At 53.4% G+C, this 19,296-nt stretch carries 15 protein-coding genes; 7 read left to right on the top strand and 8 right to left on the bottom strand.

The genetic code is table 11. The features are described from left to right. Positions 1–946 precede the first annotated feature (946 nt). The gene (locus ACU6TU_RS11105; protein ID WP_447141476.1) at positions 947–1,918 is read left to right on the top strand and encodes a GlxA family transcriptional regulator; all 972 of its coding nucleotides are present in this window, start codon (positions 947–949) and stop codon (positions 1,916–1,918) included. 60 nt (positions 1,919–1,978) lie between these two features. Here the strand turns inward: ACU6TU_RS11105 and ACU6TU_RS11100 are convergent, their stop codons facing one another. The 4 genes from ACU6TU_RS11100 to ACU6TU_RS11085 form a co-directional block, all read right to left on the bottom strand. Then, positions 1,979–3,580 (bottom strand): BCCT family transporter, encoded by a 1,602-nt coding sequence (locus tag ACU6TU_RS11100; RefSeq protein WP_447144233.1) that lies wholly within the window; start codon positions 3,578–3,580, stop codon positions 1,979–1,981. A 163-nt stretch (positions 3,581–3,743) separates the two neighbouring features. Continuing rightward, the gene (locus ACU6TU_RS11095) at positions 3,744–4,199 is read right to left on the bottom strand and encodes a thioesterase family protein (RefSeq protein WP_447141475.1); all 456 of its coding nucleotides are present in this window, start codon (positions 4,197–4,199) and stop codon (positions 3,744–3,746) included. After that, on the bottom strand, positions 4,199–5,155 hold the full coding sequence (locus ACU6TU_RS11090; RefSeq protein WP_447141474.1) for an L-carnitine dehydrogenase: 957 nt from the start codon (positions 5,153–5,155) through the stop codon (positions 4,199–4,201). The genes ACU6TU_RS11095 and ACU6TU_RS11090 overlap by 1 nt, the downstream gene beginning before the upstream one ends. After that, on the bottom strand, positions 5,152–6,060 hold the full coding sequence (locus ACU6TU_RS11085) for a 3-keto-5-aminohexanoate cleavage protein (RefSeq protein WP_447141473.1): 909 nt from the start codon (positions 6,058–6,060) through the stop codon (positions 5,152–5,154). The genes ACU6TU_RS11090 and ACU6TU_RS11085 overlap by 4 nt, the downstream gene beginning before the upstream one ends. A 210-nt stretch (positions 6,061–6,270) precedes the next feature. Between ACU6TU_RS11085 and ACU6TU_RS11080 the strand changes: the two genes are divergently transcribed. Continuing rightward, a complete protein-coding gene (locus tag ACU6TU_RS11080; RefSeq protein ID WP_447141472.1) occupies positions 6,271–6,699 on the top strand; it encodes a Y-family DNA polymerase in 429 nt (142 codons plus the stop codon). Positions 6,700–6,727: 28 nt separating this feature from the next. Next, positions 6,728–6,871: a hypothetical protein gene (locus ACU6TU_RS11075; protein ID WP_447144232.1), complete on the top strand. Its 144-nt coding sequence runs from the start codon at positions 6,728–6,730 to the stop codon at positions 6,869–6,871. A 155-nt stretch (positions 6,872–7,026) separates the two neighbouring features. Here the strand turns inward: ACU6TU_RS11075 and ACU6TU_RS11070 are convergent, their stop codons facing one another. Beyond that, positions 7,027–8,037 (bottom strand): MaoC/PaaZ C-terminal domain-containing protein, encoded by a 1,011-nt coding sequence (locus tag ACU6TU_RS11070; protein ID WP_447141471.1) that lies wholly within the window; start codon positions 8,035–8,037, stop codon positions 7,027–7,029. A 973-nt stretch (positions 8,038–9,010) separates the two neighbouring features. On the opposite strand from ACU6TU_RS11070, the gene ACU6TU_RS11065 reads away from it, so the two are divergent. The 4 genes from ACU6TU_RS11065 to ovoA all read left to right on the top strand — a co-directional run bounded on the left by ACU6TU_RS11065 (position 9,011) and on the right by ovoA (position 15,916). Beyond that, a complete protein-coding gene (locus ACU6TU_RS11065; RefSeq protein WP_447141470.1) occupies positions 9,011–10,879 on the top strand; it encodes a bifunctional diguanylate cyclase/phosphodiesterase in 1,869 nt (622 codons plus the stop codon). Between the two features lie 54 nt (positions 10,880–10,933). Next, positions 10,934–12,427, top strand: coding sequence for an amidase (locus ACU6TU_RS11060; protein WP_447141469.1), 1,494 nt, complete (start codon positions 10,934–10,936; stop codon positions 12,425–12,427). Between the two features lie 26 nt (positions 12,428–12,453). Further along, a complete protein-coding gene (gene thiO, locus ACU6TU_RS11055) occupies positions 12,454–13,584 on the top strand; it encodes a glycine oxidase ThiO (RefSeq protein ID WP_447141468.1) in 1,131 nt (376 codons plus the stop codon). A 184-nt stretch (positions 13,585–13,768) separates the two neighbouring features. Then, positions 13,769–15,916, top strand: coding sequence for a 5-histidylcysteine sulfoxide synthase (gene ovoA / locus ACU6TU_RS11050; protein WP_447141467.1), 2,148 nt, complete (start codon positions 13,769–13,771; stop codon positions 15,914–15,916). 6 nt (positions 15,917–15,922) lie between these two features. On the opposite strand, the gene ACU6TU_RS11045 is transcribed toward ovoA, so the two are convergent. The 3 genes from ACU6TU_RS11045 to ACU6TU_RS11035 are packed head-to-tail and all read right to left on the bottom strand — an operon-like array spanning position 15,923 to position 19,198. Next, a complete protein-coding gene (locus ACU6TU_RS11045) occupies positions 15,923–17,002 on the bottom strand; it encodes an ADP-ribosylglycohydrolase family protein (RefSeq protein WP_447141466.1) in 1,080 nt (359 codons plus the stop codon). Positions 17,003–17,042: 40 nt separating this feature from the next. After that, positions 17,043–17,981, bottom strand: a complete 939-nt coding sequence (locus ACU6TU_RS11040) for a hydroxymethylglutaryl-CoA lyase (RefSeq protein ID WP_447141465.1) — start codon at positions 17,979–17,981, stop codon at positions 17,043–17,045. Then, positions 17,978–19,198 carry a CaiB/BaiF CoA transferase family protein gene (locus ACU6TU_RS11035; protein ID WP_447141464.1) on the bottom strand — a complete coding sequence of 407 codons (1,221 nt, stop codon included), beginning with the start codon at positions 19,196–19,198 and terminating at the stop codon, positions 17,978–17,980. Before ACU6TU_RS11035 ends, ACU6TU_RS11040 begins: the two co-directional genes overlap by 4 nt. Between the last annotated feature and the right edge of the window lie 98 nt (positions 19,199–19,296).

Genomic DNA, 19,296 nt, shown 5'->3' with positions numbered 1-19,296 from the left:
TATCTAGCATATGACTACGTTGGCAATTATTTTCTGAGCTTTCCATTGGCGAGATCAGTACCTAGAAAATATCAGTAAATAGCTGATATATAATAAAAAAAATTATTTTAACCTTTCATCCGGCTTGCTCTATTCTCTCAATCAAATTCCGCGCTGGCAGTCGCACTCTCGCCAGTCAGATAACTTCTTGACCACCAGCTGAAACCTTGAAATCGCCGGCGTCGACAACATCAATAGCCGCTTCCCCTCGTCACAAGGGATATGTTCCAGCGGTGTGATCAAGAGCTATATGGGTCCGCTTTACCTGGGTATGAGCGACTTATGACGCCATCAAAAAATTCTCGCTGGCGGTGATAGGAAAAGTATCGGCGCCGCCATCACGGATTTAGGTATCAGTTTTCTTTCACCGAAGTGTCATGTGGGAAAGATAATATTGAGTTTTGCCCTTAGAAGTTGGTAGCTATGTCGCAACGCAAAAGCCAGCCTTTAAGTGAAGCCGAAGTCGAGCTCTTGGTTCAATTAGCTAACGGTAATGCGCTGGCACGTCAGCGCCGCAAAGATCGCGACCACAAAACAAATGGCCCAAAACCTCCACTGGAAAAGGAAAGCTAATGGCTTTATCAGGTTGGCAATCATGGCCGCTATTTTGACCCTACACCTACATATTCCGTGAACCAGATTACTGAATAGCTTACCAGTGCCTGAGGTGAAGTTACTTATTTATGGTAGACGGTATTGACAGCGCTTTGCGGCGCGTTTATCGACATCAAGAGAGCGGGCAATCGTTGATGGCCGACAAGGTCTCTTTGACAGACCCTGGGTGAAGAAGGACCTGCTCTCCGGTTTCAGAGGGTAGACTAATAATTTGAGCTTTACTTTGAGCTAGCTCGATCTGATTGTCAGAAAAAACTCTTCCTATAACGACTCTTGATAAGGAGTCAGCGAATTGCGTTTAAACTATCATGGCGAAATGCCAGAGCGAATAGGGTTTGTTTTATTACCTCGCTTTTCAATGATGGCATTTTTCTCTGCTGTCGAACCTCTTCGAATTGCCAACCGTATGAGTGGGCGTCCACTGTTTGACTGGACGTTATTCAGCCTGGATGGTGAACCGGTGAGCGCCAGTAACGGTATGACACTTCTGGTTGATCAGCCGATTGGGGAGTATCTTGATTTGCCATCACTTGCGGTCTGTAGTGGCTTTGAACCCGATATATATGTGACGCGACCATTAGTCAGTTGGTTGCATCGCTTAGAGGATGCAGGGTGTGCGTTAGGTGGCATTGACACAGGATGCTTCGTCTTGGCTAAGGCGGGGTTACTCAAAGGAGAGCGGGTAACGTTGCATTGGGAAAGTCTGCCCGCCTTCCAGGAACGCTTCCCGTTAGTCGATACATCTGACGAGCTTTTTGAGCTGGGTGAGCATCGTTTCTCCTGTGCAGGTGGTGCCGCCGCTATGGATATGACGCTAGAAGTTATCAGGCAGCGTCACGGCGCCAAGCTGGCGGTGGATGTATCCGAGCAGCTTATTCATGAGCGCCTTAGAAACCGGCATGATCAGCAACGAATGACGCTCGCACGCCGCTTAGGAACCCACAACCGGCGCTTAATTGAAGCCATTGCGATGATGGAACGCCATCTGGAAGCCCCCCTTTCTCTCAAAGAAATCGCCGAGCGGGTGGGGGTGTCTTCCCGCCATCTTCAGCGTTTGTTTGAGGATCAGCTACACCGAACACCCCGTCAATGGTATTTATCACTCCGTTTAAGTCGCGCTCAGCGTCTGTTGATGGAGACAGATATGGCCGTACTGGATGTAGCCGTTGCCTGTGGGTTTTCTGCGAGCTCCAGTTTTGCACGTGCGTTTCGCTCACAGTTTGGGGTTTCACCGATGGAAGTCCGGTGCCAGTCTGATACCTGAGTTGGTTTGAGACTAATCATCAGGTGCTGTAGCGCACCTGATATCATCAGTATTGCTAATTTAGCGTCTTCTGCGCCTTGCTTCGAGTGTCTCGCGGAACAGCGAAAGGAGTACGCCGACTGTCATCACAATGATAACGAAACTGAGTGGTAAGGCCGCAGCGATGAGTGCTGTCTGCAATGCCGTAAGACCACCGGCAATCAGAAGAACGGCGGCCACCAGGCCAATAACGACACCCCAGAAAATACGGAAGCGTTTTGGTGGCTCATCGGTGCCCAGCGATAAAATCGTCGTTAATACCAAAGTGCCGGAGTCCGACGACGTCACAAACCAGCTCATCAGCAGGAAAACCATCATTGCTGAAAGTAACCAGCTAAAAGTGTCATTGTTGACTATACCATCAGCGGTCGCAAACAGGGCAGAAGGCAGGTTCCAGGCGTTAACAAGCTCGATAATACCAGCGGTACCTGGCCCATTCACAGCATTGAGCTCCTGATGCATGGCGTTGCCCCCAAAGATAATCAGCCAGATAAAGATGATCATCGTAGGAACAAAAAGAACCCCCAGCACAAATTCCCGTAATGTGCGGCCCTTGGAAATCCGGGCGATAAAAAGACCGACAAAAGGTGCCCACGCCAGCCACCAGGCCCAGTAGAAGATTGTCCAGCCCTGTTGCCAGGCGGCAGTCTGTTCCTCTTCTGCATACCAAAGCCCCATGGGAATGACGTTGACAACATAATCCAGCAGCGTCTCACCGAATGCCATGATAAGCCACAGCGTGGGCCCACCAATGAGAAACGTGCCGACAACGACCAGAGAAACCCAGATATTCATCTCGGAAATCAGACGAATACCGCCGCGCACGCCCGTCACAGCAGACAGTATGGAAATGACAGAAATGCCTGCGATAAGCATCAGCTGAGTATTGAGACCAGGGTCGACACCCACCAGCCGCTCCAGACCGACGGCCATTTGGCTAACACCAAGCCCGAGAGATGTCGCTACCCCGAAGACGCACCCCAATACGCCCAGAATATCGAACAGATGCCCGATGGGGCCAAAGATGCGCTCCCCAATAAAGGGGTGTAGCGCCGAGCGCAGGGCGAGAGGCAACCCTTTGCGATAAGCAAAATAAGCCAGCGACATACCTACGATGACATAGATGGCCCAGCCGTGAAGCCCCCAATGAAAAACCGTTACGCGTAATGCATCGATCGCGCGATCGTGCCCGATCGCTGTGGCGCCCGCCATATCTGCATGCGGGTTATTGGGGTAGCCAAAGGCGCCGGTATCATCAAGGTAGAAAATGGGCTCAGCAACGCCAAAAAACAGTATGCCAATACCGATACCCGCTGAGAAGAGCATGGAAAACCAGGCAAAATTGCTGAACTCAGGGCGGCTGTCATCCGTGCCGAGCCGTATGCTGCCATAACGGCTGAAAACAATAAAAACGCATACGACTAACAGCAGCATAACGGTAATCAAGTAGTAGGCGCTGAAGGTACTTTCAATCCATGCGCGCGTAGCCCCAAAGAGGCTGCTGGCTGTTTCTGATCTAAACCCGGTAAACAGCACGAAAAGCAGTACCAGGCTGCTAGCGGTCAGAGTCATGCCTTTATGCATGCCTTGAAAAAAGCCACCTTGGGCCAGCTCGGTCACCATATAGTCTGTACTGAGCTCAACTTTGGGTGAGTCGACAGGCGAAGAGGGTCTGGGTCGATGCGGGGGAGTATCCATAGTATATTCCTCATTAACCGGACGTCGGGCCGGTAATCCCAATGGGCCGTCAGAGTTGCGGACGGTATTTGTTTTTTTAACGGGAGCTTTAACGGCGAATAGCGATGGTGCGACCAACCAGCTCTGGCCAGGCCGAAGAAGGCGACCGTGGTAAAGCCAAAATGGCGTCTTCAACAGGAGCTGGAAAGGGAGCAGGGCGGCCGCTATCGAGATCCATGCCCATCAGCATTTGCTCACTGCTGGCCAGCAGGTTGCCTTCTTCATCCTGCATCCTGAAAAGAAGATGCAGACGCTTGGTATCCTGATCCAGCAGGCTCAGCGTTACGCTCAGTGGTTGACCTTCGTGAGCTTCACGGCGATAACACAGGTGCGTCTCAAGGGTGTAGAGGGTATAGCGATGTCGGCTACGGTCTGTGGCGTTCAAGCCAACTTTTTCCATGAGAGCGTCAACGGAAAGTGAGAAGACTCGAGCGTATTCGGCGTCGTTCATATGGCCGTTATAGTCAACCCATTCACTGGCAACGCGTTTTTCCAGAATCACCATCAAATACGCCCTTCCAGGCCTTCGGCCTCGGGCCAGTATTTTTGTACCAGGCCAAGAAGCTCCACCAGGAAATCATCCCGGCGGCGATCCAGTTCTGCCACGGGGCGTCCGGCCGCCTGGTGCTCACAGCCTGAAACGACACGATCAATCAGCTCATCGGTGAGTTCAGGTGCTTCAAGCTTGGTCCAGGGTAGCTTGAGAGCCGGGCCAAACTGCTCCAGCATATGGCGCATGCCTTGCTCTCCTCCTGCCAGGTGGAAGGTCAGGAAAGTCCCCATCAGTGGCCAACGTAAACCACAACCATAGACCACCGCCGCGTCGACTTCTTCAGTGGTTGCGACGCCATCATTTACTAAATGCAAAGCTTCACGCCAAAGTGCTTCCATTAGGCGATCTGCCAGATGACCCTCTATTTCCTTGCGTACCTGCAAAGGCCGCATGGCCAGTGACTGATAACGTGCCATGGCAGTATCTATGTGATTTGATTGCGTGGCATTGCCTCCCACCAGCTCCACTAACGGCAGTAAGTAGACCGGGTTGAAAGGGTGGGCAACGATCACGCGCCCAGGGGCTTTCTGGCAGTCCTTCTGTAAATCGCTGGGTTTGAAGCCTGAGGTGGATGAGCCAATGATGACGTGCTTTTTTGCAGCGGCATCCAAGGTCGCCAGTACGTCGCGTTTCAGCTCAATTCGTTCAGGTACGTTTTCCTGGATCAGATCCGCATCCGTCACGGCCTCTTCAATGCTGTCGACGAAGCGTAAGCGTGATGAGCTGGCGTTTTCTGCCAAGCCTAGGCGGGTTAAAGACGACCAGGCATTGTCAATAAAAGCACGTGTGCGTGCGGGTGCCTGAGGGGCTGGATCAAAGGCAACAACGTCCCAGCCTTGTGCCAGAGCTCGGGCAATCCAGCCATTACCGATAACGCCGGTGCCGATGACTGTCAGCTGGAGGCTCATACATCACCTCCTGAACGGTGAGACCCGTGCGGATCGCGCAGAGACAGGTGAACGCGTGTCTCTGCAGGAGTCATGATGTTGGCCCCAAGGTTAGTGATAATGGAAGCCGCTTTTTCTACCAGCTGACCATTGGTTGCCATGACACCTTTTTCCAGATAAAGGTTATCTTCAAGGCCAACACGGGCATGGCCACCCAGAAGAACCGCCTGAGCCAGCATGGGCATCTGCTGGCGGCCAATGCCAAACGCTGCCCAATGAGCGTTGTCAGGTAGTTTGTTGCACATGGCCAGCATACTTTCGGTATCGGCCTCAGCTCCCCAGGGAATACCGAGGCAGAGCTGGTAGAGCGGGTCACCGTCAATCAGACCTTCCTGCTGTAACTGGCGCGCAAACCAAACATGGCCCAGATCAAAGCATTCAAGCTCGGGTTTGACACCGGCAGCCTGGACAAGACGGGCATGCTCACGTAGCCAGTCAGCCGGGTTGATATACACCATGTCACCGAAGTTAAGGCTGCCGCAGTCGAGGGTGCAGAGTTCGGGCAGAAGGGCTTTGACAGGCGCATGGCGTTGCTCGGGTGTCTGGATATCGGTGCCAGGCCCCCCTAAGGTTGGGTCCAGCGCATCCGGAATCCAGTCACCGCCGCCGCCAGCGGTAATGTTCATCACAATATCAACGCCTGAGTCACGAACGCGTGCCATGATTTCACTGAAGTGCGCCTGTGAATGACTTACACCACCTGTTTCGGGGTCGCGCACATGAATATGGGCCACGCTAGCGCCGGCTTTTGCAGCCGTAATACAGTCGTTGGCAATCTGTTCAGGCGTGATGGGAACATTCGGGTTCTTGCCTGTCGTATCGCCTGCACCAGTGACTGCACAGGTTAAAATCACGTTCTTATTCAATGATGTCTCCGTTACTGGGCTGAATGGTTGGCTTATTGTGGTGATAAGCGACCGGCCTACGTTGACATTAAGCGACATTAAGTAAACGCAAAGCGACTTAAGTGAATAATGTCAGCATCTAAGCATCGTAAGCTACAATGCTTTTAAGGTTAGCGGTCTGCGTGATGCGCTGGTCGGCCTGTTGGACGATATGCTGTTTGGTTTGCTGTAATGGCGTTGGTGGGTTGCAATAACTTCTATGTTTCCTGCGAGCGGGTCTTCAACCCAGCACTTGAAGGGGGGGGGGGTGGTGGGGGGAGGCTTTCCAATAACGACGGCTGTATTGTCGCTCGATCAAATGAGCTGAAAGCGCTTGGTGTCGAGATGGGAAACGCCAGGCACCTGTTGTCACCTGCCTTGCGTCTCCAGGTGATTGTGCTATCAAGCAACTACGTGCTTTATGGAAATATGTCGCAGCGAGTCAACGAAGTATTGGCCGGATTCTCACCCCATATCGGAATCTATTCGATTGATGAGAGCTTTGTCGGATTTCAGGATTTTGACCCAGATACCCTTGAGAAACGTGGACACAAACTACGCGCTACCGTTAAACAGTGGACGGGAATCCCTGTCTCGGTGGGATTTGCCCCGACCCAGTGACGATAGCCGAGAGCTGATTGCGGTCGCGATGCAGGGACTCAGGCATCTTTGGCGGAAAGGTTATCACTATCACAAGGCTGATGTGATGCTGCTGGATCTGTCTCCGAAAGCCAATCGCCAGCTCACCCTGACAGAAACCCCACAAACTGATGTAGGAGGAAATCAAATGTAGGAGGTTAGGGTCGCTAACCGACACAGCCATTTAAATGCCAACCTGATGCAACAAAGGATCCGCGAGGCTCGCCGGTCACGATACGGCGCTGACCAGGTATTGATGCCTGTTTGATCATGCGAAATCCACATGAAATAACGAAGAGCCCTATTTCTCTACATACTTGCATCGGCGTTCGGTGGGCGATTTACATGTCCAAAAGCAATTAACTGTCCTTCTTCACTAACGACCTCGTAATAACCATCTTTCTCACGCAGTAATGCACATTGCTGAACATAAGCAGGGTTGGTAAATGTCATCTCTATCTGATCAATTGTATCATTCTTATCCGCAAGCCAATGGGTAACAAGGTTGCGAACACAAAGGCCTTGTAAAAATGGTCTCTTGAAACCAAATAATTTGGCGCCGAGATTTGAAGTGTGAACCGGGTTCATGTCACCTGAGATATTTCCAAAGCCCCGTGCCATGCCATTGCCTATTTGTGTCTGTTGACTGGTGCTTTCGATATCGGATTCAAGTTTAGATGTGCGTCTTCTCAACCCCATTAATTCGTCTGAGCTGGACGTGGCTTTAGGTATTTTTTTAATGTCTTCCGGTTTGAGGTTTCGTATTAAAAAGCTGTCTTCTACTCGACCAATTAACTCTTTATCTGAGTTGGTGATTTGGGCTTCCAAAATGACTAGAGCGCGATTACGCGGTATGCTCGATACTTGCTTGAGTCGGCAGGCAACGTTTTGCTGGTGCGCCTGGATGTAAGCAGAGGCGCCTTTTGGGTATTCAGTCTTATGTTTGACATGCAGTAGATGTCTGAAATTGAAATTAAGATCAGAAAATATTTTTGTATATAACAAGGTGCCAACGCTTTGGCTATAGAGAAAAGGCACATCGCTATTAGATTTTAGGTGTGGTTGCATCTTGTCAAAAAAAACTTTCCAGCGCTCTTTGAGCACAGGTGAAAGATGAAAGTCGGTGGCATAGCATGGTGTATTCACAGACTGTAGCCTGTGCTTTATAAGTAGGTTTCGTATTGTGCCACGCCAATAGTGTGCGGCATATTTCCAAGGAGTCTCAACACTAGGAAGATTTATGTTTATTAAATCAGGGGTGGGGAAATGAGAACTTCCTAAGTCTGGATAGACATTTGTTATATCTTGGTTATTTTTCATTAGTTAGTTTCCGTCAAATGTTTGTTTTGGGTAGGGTAGCCAAACAGCCCGTTGCAAATGTTTGACTTTTTTGGAAAAACTGTCGATCTATACCTGTTTTATATTCATACCGTTCAATGTTACCGCTACCGGCGCGAATCTGACCGCACGAGGAAAGGCCGCTGGCAACGTGTCTTTATCGGTAACAGCACCCAACTCCCAGCAGTCAATGAGGCCGATGTGCCCAACATGCCTGAACGGCGTCGGTTCAACCTACTGCGATGTTTTCGGGAGTGACTTGCCGCTGCCTTCTGTAAGCGTTGCAAACGCTGCGGTGGATACGGCTCATGATTTCCTCGCTTTTTAGATGGTAATTTTTTACAACCTTAAGCGTTTGAAAAAGACGTTTCTTCCACTCAGCGCTACACTTGAGGGGGTTTGATCAGAGATCGCTTGAGGGCGGGGCAGGCCAGGTCCAGCCGCAGCGCTTGGTATGGCCCTAAAGTGGTCATCACCTACGGGTCCATCTGGGAACACGCATTATCGCTAACCCAGGCGGGTATCCCGATGAATTTACAACACCTTGCTTCTTGCCTGATCTCGTCGTGGAAGTGCCGACGTCTGGTTAATGTGGTTTTCCTGTACCGTCAGCGAGACAAGGTAAAACTGCTCTGGATGGCTATGATCTGAAAGATATTCAGCCTCATAAAACACAGGGTTTTCAGTGTGCTGGCTGATTGTTTGCGCCTTTTGCAGCGCTTTTCTTGATGTGCTGTGACGCATGAAAAACGTCGTATCACCCGTCCATCAAGCCTCACAACGGCAGCACTATGTCAAGGTACAGCAAGTAGTATGTCTTAACGACATCGGAGGACTACACTCATAATAATCGCGAAGAAAATCGTTAATCATAAGGTTCTGGCGTTAACGGGCTGTATCTGAGACCCTGACATGGAGGCTTCATAAAAGAAACGATGTCTGCTACCCCGGGTACGTGACCAAACATACAGTTGTCGTTCCACTCGTTTTTGGAAAGGTTTCTGGAAAGTTTTTTGGAAGGGCTTCTGAAGATGTTTCTGGAAATTATCAGGAGGTAAGAAAAATGCCAAGTAAAAGTGGCTCTAAAATACCTCTTTCCTCAGCCAAGAGTTATGCCTCTTCTCTATCGTCTGCATCCAGGAGTGTGCAGGGTTTCTATGAGATGGTTGAAAACCTGCCAATGGTCGCTGTACAGGGTTATAACAAGAAGCGCGAAGTTATTTATTGGAATGAAGCAAGCCGTCGTCTCTATGGTTATACAAGAGAGGAGGCGCTAGGACAATTACTGGAAGATTTAATTATCCCGGATGATATGCGTGAGGGCGTGATTGCGGCTCATCGTAATTGGATAGACAACAATGTAAGTATTCCCACCGATGAAATTGAACTAAAGCATAAAGATGGTCATCTGATCCCAGTTTACTCCAGTCATGTGATGATCAAGCAGGATACTGGCGAGTACGAAATGTTCTGCATTGACATCAGCCTGCAGGAACAAAAAAAAGCAAACAACGCGTTATATAGGATGGCAAATTTTGATGACTTAACCCAACTGCCTAACAGGCGGTTAATGGAGTTTGAGTTATCCAAATATCTCTCCGTTGCAGAACGGATGCCGCAAAGCGAAGTGGCTGTGGTATTTATTGATCTGGATAACTTCAAGCTGATCAATGATACCCTTGGGCATCATTATGGTGATGATCTCTTGAAAAAGGTAGCTGAGCGGCTGAATAACGAAATTCGCGGCTGTGATCTTCTGAGCCGTTTTGGCGGTGACGAATTTGTCCTGTTGCTGTTTAATTTTGATGGGCCGGAAGGCATTAATGAAACGCTTCGTCGTATGATTAATTTGCTGGATCAAGGGTTTTTTCTCGATGGGGTGCGTTACCAGGTGACTGCCAGTTTTGGCGTCAGCCTTTATCCTGAAGATGGCTCAACGGTGGCAGGGCTTATGGGTAACGCTGATGCTGCCATGTACCAGGCGAAAGGGTCTGGTAAAAACAGTGTTTGTTTCTACACGTCAGATATCAATGATCGATTAGTTCATTATCAGAATATTACCGCACTTCTTCGACAGGCCCTGGCGGACGAGAGCCTGCAGCTTTATTTTCAACCACAGGTTCATTTGAAAGACGGAAATATATATTCCTGTGAGGCTCTTTTGCGATGCTTCGATGAAAACTCCCAGCCGGTTTCTCCTGCGATTTTTATTCCGGTAGCGGAAAAGTCAGGACTCATTAATCGAATCGGTGACTGGGTGATTGAAGAGTCCTGCAGGCAGCTTAAAGCCTGGAAGGGTACTGTGCTTGAAAATATGCGCGTTGACATTAATTTATCGGGTCAGCAACTTACTAATCAGAACCTGGCTGACTACATTCTGCAAACACTTAACAAGTATGAGCTCACGACGTCTCAATTAGGCGTAGAACTTACCGAGAACGAAGTGATTGGTGGTGATGGGGAGCAAATAAAGCAATTGAGGAAACTGAAAGAGGCTGGTATCCATATATCTATTGATGATTTTGGCACCGGTTACTCATCTCTTGTTTATTTGCGAAAATTGCCTGTTGCCAGCCTGAAGATTGATAGAGGCTTTCTTCACCATACAATGAAAAATGCCAGTGATATGGCTATCTTGCAGGCGATCATTACGGTTGGGCACTCCCTGGGCCTAACGGTGGTGGTAGAAGGTGTTGAAACCACTGAACAAGATACTCTGGTTAAAGAGCTAGGCTGTGATTTAGCGCAGGGATTTCTTTACGCAAGGCCGATGCCAGCAAATCAGATGCCTGATTTTTTCTCCGCCAGAAAGTGGCCGTACTGAAAAAGCTGTTACTGCTCCATCGCCGCCATTTCCTGAATAACTGCGAGCCCTGCGATGCACTTTGATGACTATCGGCAATTCGATGCCACCGGCCTTGCTGAGCTGATTCAGCGCGGTGAGGTCAGCCAGAACGAGGTTTTTGAGGCGGCGGTAAGCGGGATTGAGACGCTAGATCCCAGCCTTAATGCGGTAGTGAGAACGCGCTTTGCTAAGGCGCAGCAGGAAAGCCAGCAATGCCCGGCAGGCTCGGTGTTTGCCGGTGTGCCTACCTTGAGTAAAGACTTGCTGATGGCCATTTCCGGTGAGCCGTTGGCCTTTGGTAGCGCGGCGTTGTCTGCGTGGTGCCCCAGTGAAGACTCGCTGATCATCCGCCGGGCGAGAGCGGCAGGGCTGGTGGTGATGGGGCAAACCGCAACACCCGAGCTTGGCTTGATGGGGATTACCGAACCCAAGGCCTTTCCCCACCCGCAAAACCCATGGCAGAAAGGTTATTCCCCCGGTGGTTCCAGCGGCGGGTCTGCCACGGCGGTGGCCAGCGGCATGGTGCCGATTGCCCTGGCGGGGGATGGCGGCGGCTCTATTCGCATTCCGGCCAGCTATTGCGGGCTGTTCGGTTTCAAACCGTCTCGCGGGCGAGTGCCACTTGGGCCTGCACATGGTGAGGTGTGGCAGGGCGCCGTGATTGAGCATGCGTTGACCCGCAGCGTGCGTGATAGTGCGGCGCTGTTGGAACAGATCAATGGCATGGCGCCCGCTGGCCCTTATCCCATTCCGCGTGAAACCGGTTATGTGGCGGCGTTGGCGTCTGCCCCTAAGCCGTTGCGCATTGCTATCTCGATGGGGGATTTTCTCGGCCAGGGGCTTGGCACCCAGGTCAGCGCGGAGGTGAAAATAGCGGTGGAGAAAGCCGCCAAGGCGTTGGAGGCCATGGGCCATGAGGTTGAGTGGTGCTCTCCGCCGGTGGATGGCGATGCCCTGGCCGATAGTTACCTGACGCTTTATCTCGGGCACCTGGCAGCGGATCTGCAGTGGGTCAGCCAGCAGACCGGCGTGGCCGTATCTCGCTTGGCCATTGAGCCTTCCACCCGTGCGGTAGGTCGTTTGGGTGCCCGGCTGTTGGCGCGTGATTACGAAACAGCCAAGCGCTACTGGCATGTGGCGGCTGAGCAGATGAGCCAGTTCCATCAGCGTTATGATGCCTTGATCATGCCGGTTGCGGCGGGCGCGGCCCCCAGAATCGGGGAGCTTTACCCTTCGGCAGTTCGCGAGCGGTTGATGTCATTGCTTGCTATTCCAGGCCTGCCTTCCCTGGCATTGAAAGCCGGAATATTAAAGCGTCTGGCAGCAGATGCCTTGCAGTACACACCGTTTACCCAGCTGGCCAACCTCACCGGGCAACCGGCCATGTCAGTGCCGTTTCACACGGCGGAGAATGGCTTGCCCATCGGGGTGCAGGTGTTGGGGCGTCTGGGCGATGACAAACTCATGCTGCAACTGGCCGGCGCATTGGAGCAGCATGAAGATTGGCGCTGTGTGTCTTTTACGTAACCCTTGGCCGTTGGATGGAGTGTAATGTGAGCGATTTCCTGATCGTGGGCGGCGGCGTCATCGGTATGATGACGGCGTTGCAGTTAGCCGATAGCGGCGTTAGCGTGACCCTGGTGGAGCGTGGCGAAACGGGGCGCGAGGCGTCCTGGGCGGGGGGCGGTATTGTGTCGCCGCTTTACCCCTGGCGCTACAGTACGGCCATTTCCAATCTTTCCCGCTGGTCGGAAGGCTTTTATCCAGAGCTTGCGTTGCGCCTGCTGGAAGAAACCGGCATCGACCCTGAATATCGCCAGAAGGGGCTTTTTTACCTGCGGGTCGATGATGAAGATAACGCCCTGGCCTGGGCGCGGCAGGTGAGTAAGCCACTGGAACGTGTCAGTGCCGATTTTCTCTACGCCAGAGAGCCCAAGGCGGCGCCGAACTGTGATTCCGCGCTGTGGATGCCGACGCTTGGCAGTATCCGTAACCCTCGTCTGGTGCGTGCCTTGCGCACGCGCCTGGCGGCCATGCCCCAGGTAACGCTGCGCGAAGGGGTGGCGGTCAGTGGCTTTGAAACATCCGGCACTCGGGTGACGGGCCTGAAAACCTCAAAGGGCAGCCTTCGAGGCGGGCAGACCATTGTGTGTGGCGGTGCCTGGACGGCACAACTGCTTGCCACGCTGGGCGTCAGCCTGCCGGTGCGCCCGGTGAAAGGCCAGATGATTGTCTTTAAAGCGCCACCTGGGCTTGTCAACCGCGTGGTGCTGATGGACGGGCGCTATGTCATTCCACGCGCTGATGGGCGGGTGCTGGCGGGCTCTACCCTGGAAGAGACGGGATTTGATAAAACGCTGTCTGACGAAGCGCGGGCGTCACTATGGGAAAGCGCGACGCGTATTATTCCGGCGCTTGCCGACTGTGAGATTGAGCATCACTGGGCAGGGCTGCGGCCCGGTTCGCCGGATGGCGTGCCTTTCATCGGGCAGCTGCCGGGGTTTGATAACCTTCACGTTAATGCTGGGCATTACCGCAATGGCCTGGTGTTGGCGCCTGCTTCCACGCGATTATTGGTCGACCAGCTATTGGCGCGGCAACCTATTGTTGACCCGGCACCTTATTGGCCGGGCCAATCAGTGGCATGGTCGCGTCAGGGCGACATTCAGTCTTCTGTGACGTAATAAACTGTCACGTAATAACCTGTGCCGTGATGATCTATGCCGTAATAAAAAACAGGGCGTCGCGCCCGCAGTACGCCGATCCTGGAAATCTCCGTTGAAAAAAAATGCGTGTTTTAAAGCTTTTTTGTACAACTAGTGATAACTTTTGTAGAAGAAACTCTTTTTAATAAAAGGTGCCTACAAGATGACGTTCGCTACATCGCCTACCGGGCTGCAAAAATCGAGAAAAGACGAGCTGTTTCCACGCACCGTGATGCTTGCGGGTAAGGATCCTGAGGCAACGCGCAACGAAATTGAGGCGTGTTTTACCGCTACCTTTGACCGGTACGAGTCGCTTTTCACCACGCTGGTCAGCGAAGAATCCTATATTCGTAAATCGATTTCCCTGCGGCATCCGCTGATCTTCTATCTTGGGCATACCGCCACGTTTTTTGTTAATAAGCTGGTGCTTGCCAAGCTGTTACCGGCGCGTATCGACCCCAATATGGAGTCCACCTTTGCCGTTGGCGTGGATGAAATGAGCTGGGATGACCTCAATGAAGACCACTATGAGTGGCCGTCCGTTGACGAGGTGATGGCATACCGTGGCAAGGTTCGCAGCGCCGTGTTGACGCTGATCCGTGAGCTACCTTTGAGCTTGCCGATCAATTGGCAGAGCCCATTCTGGCCGATTGTCATGGGGATTGAGCACGAACGCATTCACCTTGAGACGTCGTCGGTGCTGATTCGCCAGCAACAACTTCATCTGGTCACCCCTCAGCCGGAATGGGAGCCTGTTCGGGTGAGCGGTGAACCCCCGGAAAACACCCTGATCAGCGTGCCAAAAGGCGAGGTGACGCTGGGTAAATCCTTCGATGACGCCTATTACGGCTGGGACAACGAATATGGCCATCATCACGCTGACGTAGATGAATTCAAGGCCAGTCAGTTTCTGGTCAGCAACAGTGAATTCCTGGAATTTGTCGAGGCGGGTGGCTATCTGACCGATGAGTTCTGGACGGAAGAAGGCCTGGGCTGGCGCAATTTCGCCGAGGCGAAGCATCCGACCTTCTGGGTGTGGAATAACGGATGGTCGCTACGCCTGATGACAGAAGAAGTGGAAATGCCCTGGGATTGGCCGGTGGAGGTCAACTTCCACGAAGCCAAGGCGTTCTGCCACTGGAAGAGTGCGCAGACCGGCCAGCCGGTGCGCATGCCGACCGAAGATGAATGGCATCGTCTGGCTGAGGAAGCGGGCGTTTCTGAGCTTGAAAGCGATTCACCTGCCAATGCCAACCTGCACCTGGATCACGGGGCGTCTTCCTGCCCGGTAACGCGCTTCCAGCATGGCCAATGGTTTGATGTGGTCGGCAATGTCTGGCAGTGGGTGGAAACTCCCACCTACCCGTTCCCGGGCTTTGATGTGCATCCGCTCTACGATGACTTCACTACGCCGACATTTGATAACCAGCACAACCTGATCAAGGGCGGCTCGTGGATTTCCTGCGGCAATGAAACACGGCTTAGTGCCCGCTATGCGTTCCGGCGGCATTTCTTCCAGCATGCGGGCTTCCGCTATGTGGTGTCGGATGCCGAAGTCAAGATGCCTAGCGCCTACTATGAAAGCGATGCACGCATGGCCGAATACGCCGAATTCCACTATGGCGATGAGTGGTTTGGTGTGGCCAACTTCCCCCAGACCCTAGCGAACAAGGCGTTGGACTGTATGGCGGATCGCCAGAAAGTCCGTGCGCTGGATCTCGGCTGCGCCAGCGGGCGCTCAAGCTTTGAACTGGCCCGTGAGTTTGAGCACGTGGACGGCGTGGATTTCTCTGCCAACTTCATCCGCCAGGGCGTGGAAATGGCCGAGCAGAAAGTATTGCGCTATACACGGGTGGAAGAAGGTGAACTGGTCAGTTATCAGGAGCGCACGCTGGAAAGCTTGGCGCTGGAAGACGCTGCCGAGCGGGTTAGCTTTCATCAGGGGGATGCCTGTAACCTCAAGCCGCAGTTCAGCAATTATGACCTGGTGCTGGCGGCTAATCTGATTGACCGGCTGTACAAGCCGTCACAGTTTTTACAGACCATCCATGAGCGCATCAATGCCGGTGGTATTCTGATGATTGCGTCGCCCTATACCTGGCTGGAAGAGTACACGCCCAAGGAAGAGTGGATTGGTGGCTTCAAGAAAGATGGAGAGAATGTCAGCACGCTGGAGGGCTTGAAAGCTTTGCTGGAGCCTAACTTCCGTATGATCCGTGATCCCGAGAAGGTGCCTTTTGTTATCCGAGAAACCATGCATAAATATCAGCATAGCCTCTCGGAAGTCACGCTGTGGGAGCGCCGCGCCTAAGCGCTTTTAAGCCACCAGGCGTTCAATGGCCCGGTTAATCGATGCATGTTCGGTTAACCGGGCATAAAGGTCTTCGTCAGCCTCGGCGTTGATCAACCCAAGCAATACGCCTAACACCGCCCCCCGATGAACGTTATCTCCGCCAATTTCGGCATTGATCTGCAACGCTTTTAACGGCGTCTTGTGGTATCGGCTGGCCAGGTAAAGCACGGCAGGCCAGGCATCCGTGATATAGCAGGCGGTGGAGAGTGCGCCGCCGACGACCTCGCGGTCGGTGTATTGGCTGTTCACCAGCTGTTCCAGCTTGCGTTTGGGCAGCCCCCGCGTGGCGTTAAGTAACGATTCCTTTACCGCGTCGTCGCCGTTTCTGAACAGCAGGCTGTCGATCAGTTCGACATAGGCATCACACACATCAGCCAGAAAGTTGTCCGGGTGCGTCAAGGCAAGGTGCTGACGACACCGCTTGCGGGTTTCCGCCAGCGAGACGCCTTTGAGGCGTTCACTGATCGCCAGGGGGGCAATCGTCACCAGCCCGCCGATTGACGGCGTGTCGTGAGTGACCGCGCCGCATTGCCTGGGCGGCAAGCCTTTTTCAAGATTGGCAAAAAAGCCCCGATGATAGGATTCTGCGTAGGTATCCGGGTGAGCGGGCGTCTCTGCAGTCATCAGCTGAATGTAAGCTGTCAGGAAGGCATCACTATCGTAATGCGCGTCAGGTTCAGCCAGGGTGTTCATCAGCGTTAACGCACAGTGAGCGTTCAGGGTGTTATCCCCTGGTTGCATCCCCTGGTGGTAGTGAACGTTGGGGGTGTCCCAGTAATTCTGTTTACCTTTAAGAATAATATTACCGACCACGTCAGACTGTGGCTTGCCGGACTTTTTGCGGCCACCGCCGCTGGTGGAGTGCAGCGACATGATGGATGACGGGTGGAAAACAGGCGGCGCTTCGAACGTTGTGATGCCGTCTGGAAACGCCCGGTCAATATCGTGAACGTTGTAGAACCAGTGCACAGGCATGGCCAGCGCATCTGCTATGAACAGGGTCTTGAGTGCAGCGCTTGCTCGTGTCGTTACCTTGGGTGTCATATGACGCCTCCTTTGGCGGGTTTTATCAAGCCCTGCAGCACTAAGACGCCGATGGCATCGGGTAGCGCTTGGTGGATTTGCCTGCCTTGACGATCTGGCCGGGAACGTCATGACCGACCAGCTCCGGAAGGGTTGCGGCTACGTTCAGTAAGGCATCCAGATCAACGCCGGTAGTGATGCCCATGGATTCAAACATGTGAACCAGATCTTCGGTGCAGACGTTGCCGCTGGCGCCGGGGGCAAACGGACAGCCGCCAAGGCCACCGAGGGAAGCATCAAAACGCTGAATACCGGCCTGCCAAGCTGCCATGGCATTGGCCAGCCCCATGCCCCGTGTGTTGTGGAAGTGGGCAGTGAAAGGCGTCTGTGGCCAGCGCTTACGCACGGCGCTGCATAGCGTGTGTACCTGCTGGGGGTTCGCCATGCCGGTGGTATCGCACAGGGTGATGCCTTGAATGCCAAGTTGGATCAGCCGCTCGACCAGTTCCATCACCCGTTCTGTCGGCACCTCGCCTTCAAAGGGGCAGCCAAAGGCAGTGGATAGCGAGGCATTGATGAAAATGCCAATGCCTTGGGTGGCTTCCAGAATGGTGGCGAACTGTGCCAGCGACTGTTCCGGCGTCATGCGCAGGTTGGCCTGGCTGTGGCTTTCACTGGCGGACATTACCAGGTTGATTTCGTCCACATCGCAGGCCAGCGCACGCTGTGCGCCTTTCAGATTGGGCACCAGCACGCTGATCTCGACCCCCTGACGACGCTGAATGGCGGTGACCACGTCGGCCGCATCGCGCAGGTTGGGAATGGCTTTTGGCGATGTGAATGAGGTGGCTTCGATGCGCTTGAGCCCCGTGGCAGAGAGCGCATCGATCCAGCGGATTTTTTCATCGGTGGGGACGAACCTGGCTTCGATCTGCAAGCCGTCTCGGGGCGCGACTTCATTGATCTCGACGGTGGGGTTGCCCTGGAAAAGGTGGCTCATGAGGATATCTCCTGAAGAACGCCTGCCTGGCGGAGTCTGGCGCGGGTTTCGTGGTCGATCCCCAGCTCGTCAAGTACGTCGTCGGTGTGCTGGCCGAGTGCTGGCCCACCATTGCCCAGCCGACCCGGTGTGGCGCTGAGTTTGGGCAGTACCCCCGGCACCTTTAACGGCTTGCCGCTAGTGCGGGTGAAGGTCTGAATCATCTCGCGGGCCAGATAATGCGGGTCGGCGGCAATGTCTGCTGCCGTGAAGGGGTAGCCGACCGGCACTCTGGCTGCATCCAGTGCCTTGAGAATTTCCTCACGCGGGCGCTGCTCGCTCCATGCCTGAATGGCGGAATCAATCATGTCTGCCTGCTGGCTGCGGCCATCGTTGTGGGCGAGGGCTGGGTCGTTGGCCAGGTCTTCGCGGCCTATTACGTCCATCAGGCGTTTGAAAATGCTGTCGCCGTTGCCAGCAATCAACACATAGTCGCCATTCAGGCAGCGGTAGGCGTTGGAAGGCGTGATGCCGGGCAGTGCGCTACCGCTGGGCTCGCGGATCTCCCCACTGGCATCATATTCCGGCAGCAGGCTTTCCATCATCGCGAAAACGGATTCATACAGGGCGACATCAATTTCCTGACCCAGGCCACTACGGTTTCGCTCCTGAAGGGCCATTAAAGTGCCTATCACCGCATACAGGGCAGAAAGTGAATCGCCAATGCTGACGCCAACCCGCACCGAGGGTTCGCCGGGCTGGCCGGTCAGGTAGCGCAGGCCACCCATGGCTTCGCCAATAACGCCAAAGCCGGGTTTATCGCGGTACGGGCCGGTCTGCCCGTAACCTGAAATATGCACCATGATCAACCGAGGGTTGAGGACTGACAGAGCCTCCCAGCCCAGCCCCCAGTTATCCAGCGTGCCGGGGCGGAAATTCTCCACCACAACATCGGCTTCACGCGCCAGCTGTCGCACCAGCGCCTGGCCGTCTTCGCTGCGCAGGTCCAGCGCCACCGAGCGTTTGTTACGGGTTTGTACGTGCCACCAGAGCGAGGTGTCGTCTTCAATCATTCGCCATTTGCGAAGCGGGTCGCCGGTGCCCGGCGGCTCGATCTTGATCACATCCGCGCCAAACTCGCCCAGCATCTTGGTGGCAAAAGGCCCGGCGATCAGTTGGCCAAGCTCCAGAACCTTCAGCCCCTCAAGCGGAAGCTGGCGTTCTTGGGGAGTGCTCATGGGAAAGCTCCTTTTGTTGGTGTTGTTCCGCAGTATATAACGCTAAAGAAAACCTGTTGATGGGGAGGGGTTGTATTTGTCTTATACACCTCCATGTA

It is taken from the genome of Halomonas sp. LS-001 (assembly GCF_052983955.1).
This window is presented reverse-complemented; position numbering and strand designations above follow the sequence as displayed.

What these genes read in the sequence shown, in the direction of transcription:
- ACU6TU_RS11100 (WP_447144233.1), bottom strand. Translation starts at nt 3,580, where the DNA reads ATGGTGACCGAGCTGGCCCAAGGTGGCTTTTTTCAAGGCATGCATAAA.
- ACU6TU_RS11095 (WP_447141475.1), bottom strand. Translation starts at nt 4,199, where the DNA reads ATGGTGATTCTGGAAAAACGCGTTGCCAGTGAATGGGTTGACTATAAC.
- ACU6TU_RS11090 (WP_447141474.1), bottom strand. Translation starts at nt 5,155, where the DNA reads ATGAGCCTCCAGCTGACAGTCATCGGCACCGGCGTTATCGGTAATGGC.
- ACU6TU_RS11080 (WP_447141472.1), top strand. Translation starts at nt 6,271, where the DNA reads ATGGCGTTGGTGGGTTGCAATAACTTCTATGTTTCCTGCGAGCGGGTC.
- ACU6TU_RS11075 (WP_447144232.1), top strand. Translation starts at nt 6,728, where the DNA reads ATGCAGGGACTCAGGCATCTTTGGCGGAAAGGTTATCACTATCACAAG.
- ACU6TU_RS11070 (WP_447141471.1), bottom strand. Translation starts at nt 8,037, where the DNA reads ATGAAAAATAACCAAGATATAACAAATGTCTATCCAGACTTAGGAAGT.
- ACU6TU_RS11060 (WP_447141469.1), top strand. Translation starts at nt 10,934, where the DNA reads ATGCACTTTGATGACTATCGGCAATTCGATGCCACCGGCCTTGCTGAG.
- ovoA (WP_447141467.1), top strand. Translation starts at nt 13,769, where the DNA reads ATGACGTTCGCTACATCGCCTACCGGGCTGCAAAAATCGAGAAAAGAC.
- ACU6TU_RS11045 (WP_447141466.1), bottom strand. Translation starts at nt 17,002, where the DNA reads ATGACACCCAAGGTAACGACACGAGCAAGCGCTGCACTCAAGACCCTG.
- ACU6TU_RS11040 (WP_447141465.1), bottom strand. Translation starts at nt 17,981, where the DNA reads ATGAGCCACCTTTTCCAGGGCAACCCCACCGTCGAGATCAATGAAGTC.
- ACU6TU_RS11035 (WP_447141464.1), bottom strand. Translation starts at nt 19,198, where the DNA reads ATGAGCACTCCCCAAGAACGCCAGCTTCCGCTTGAGGGGCTGAAGGTT.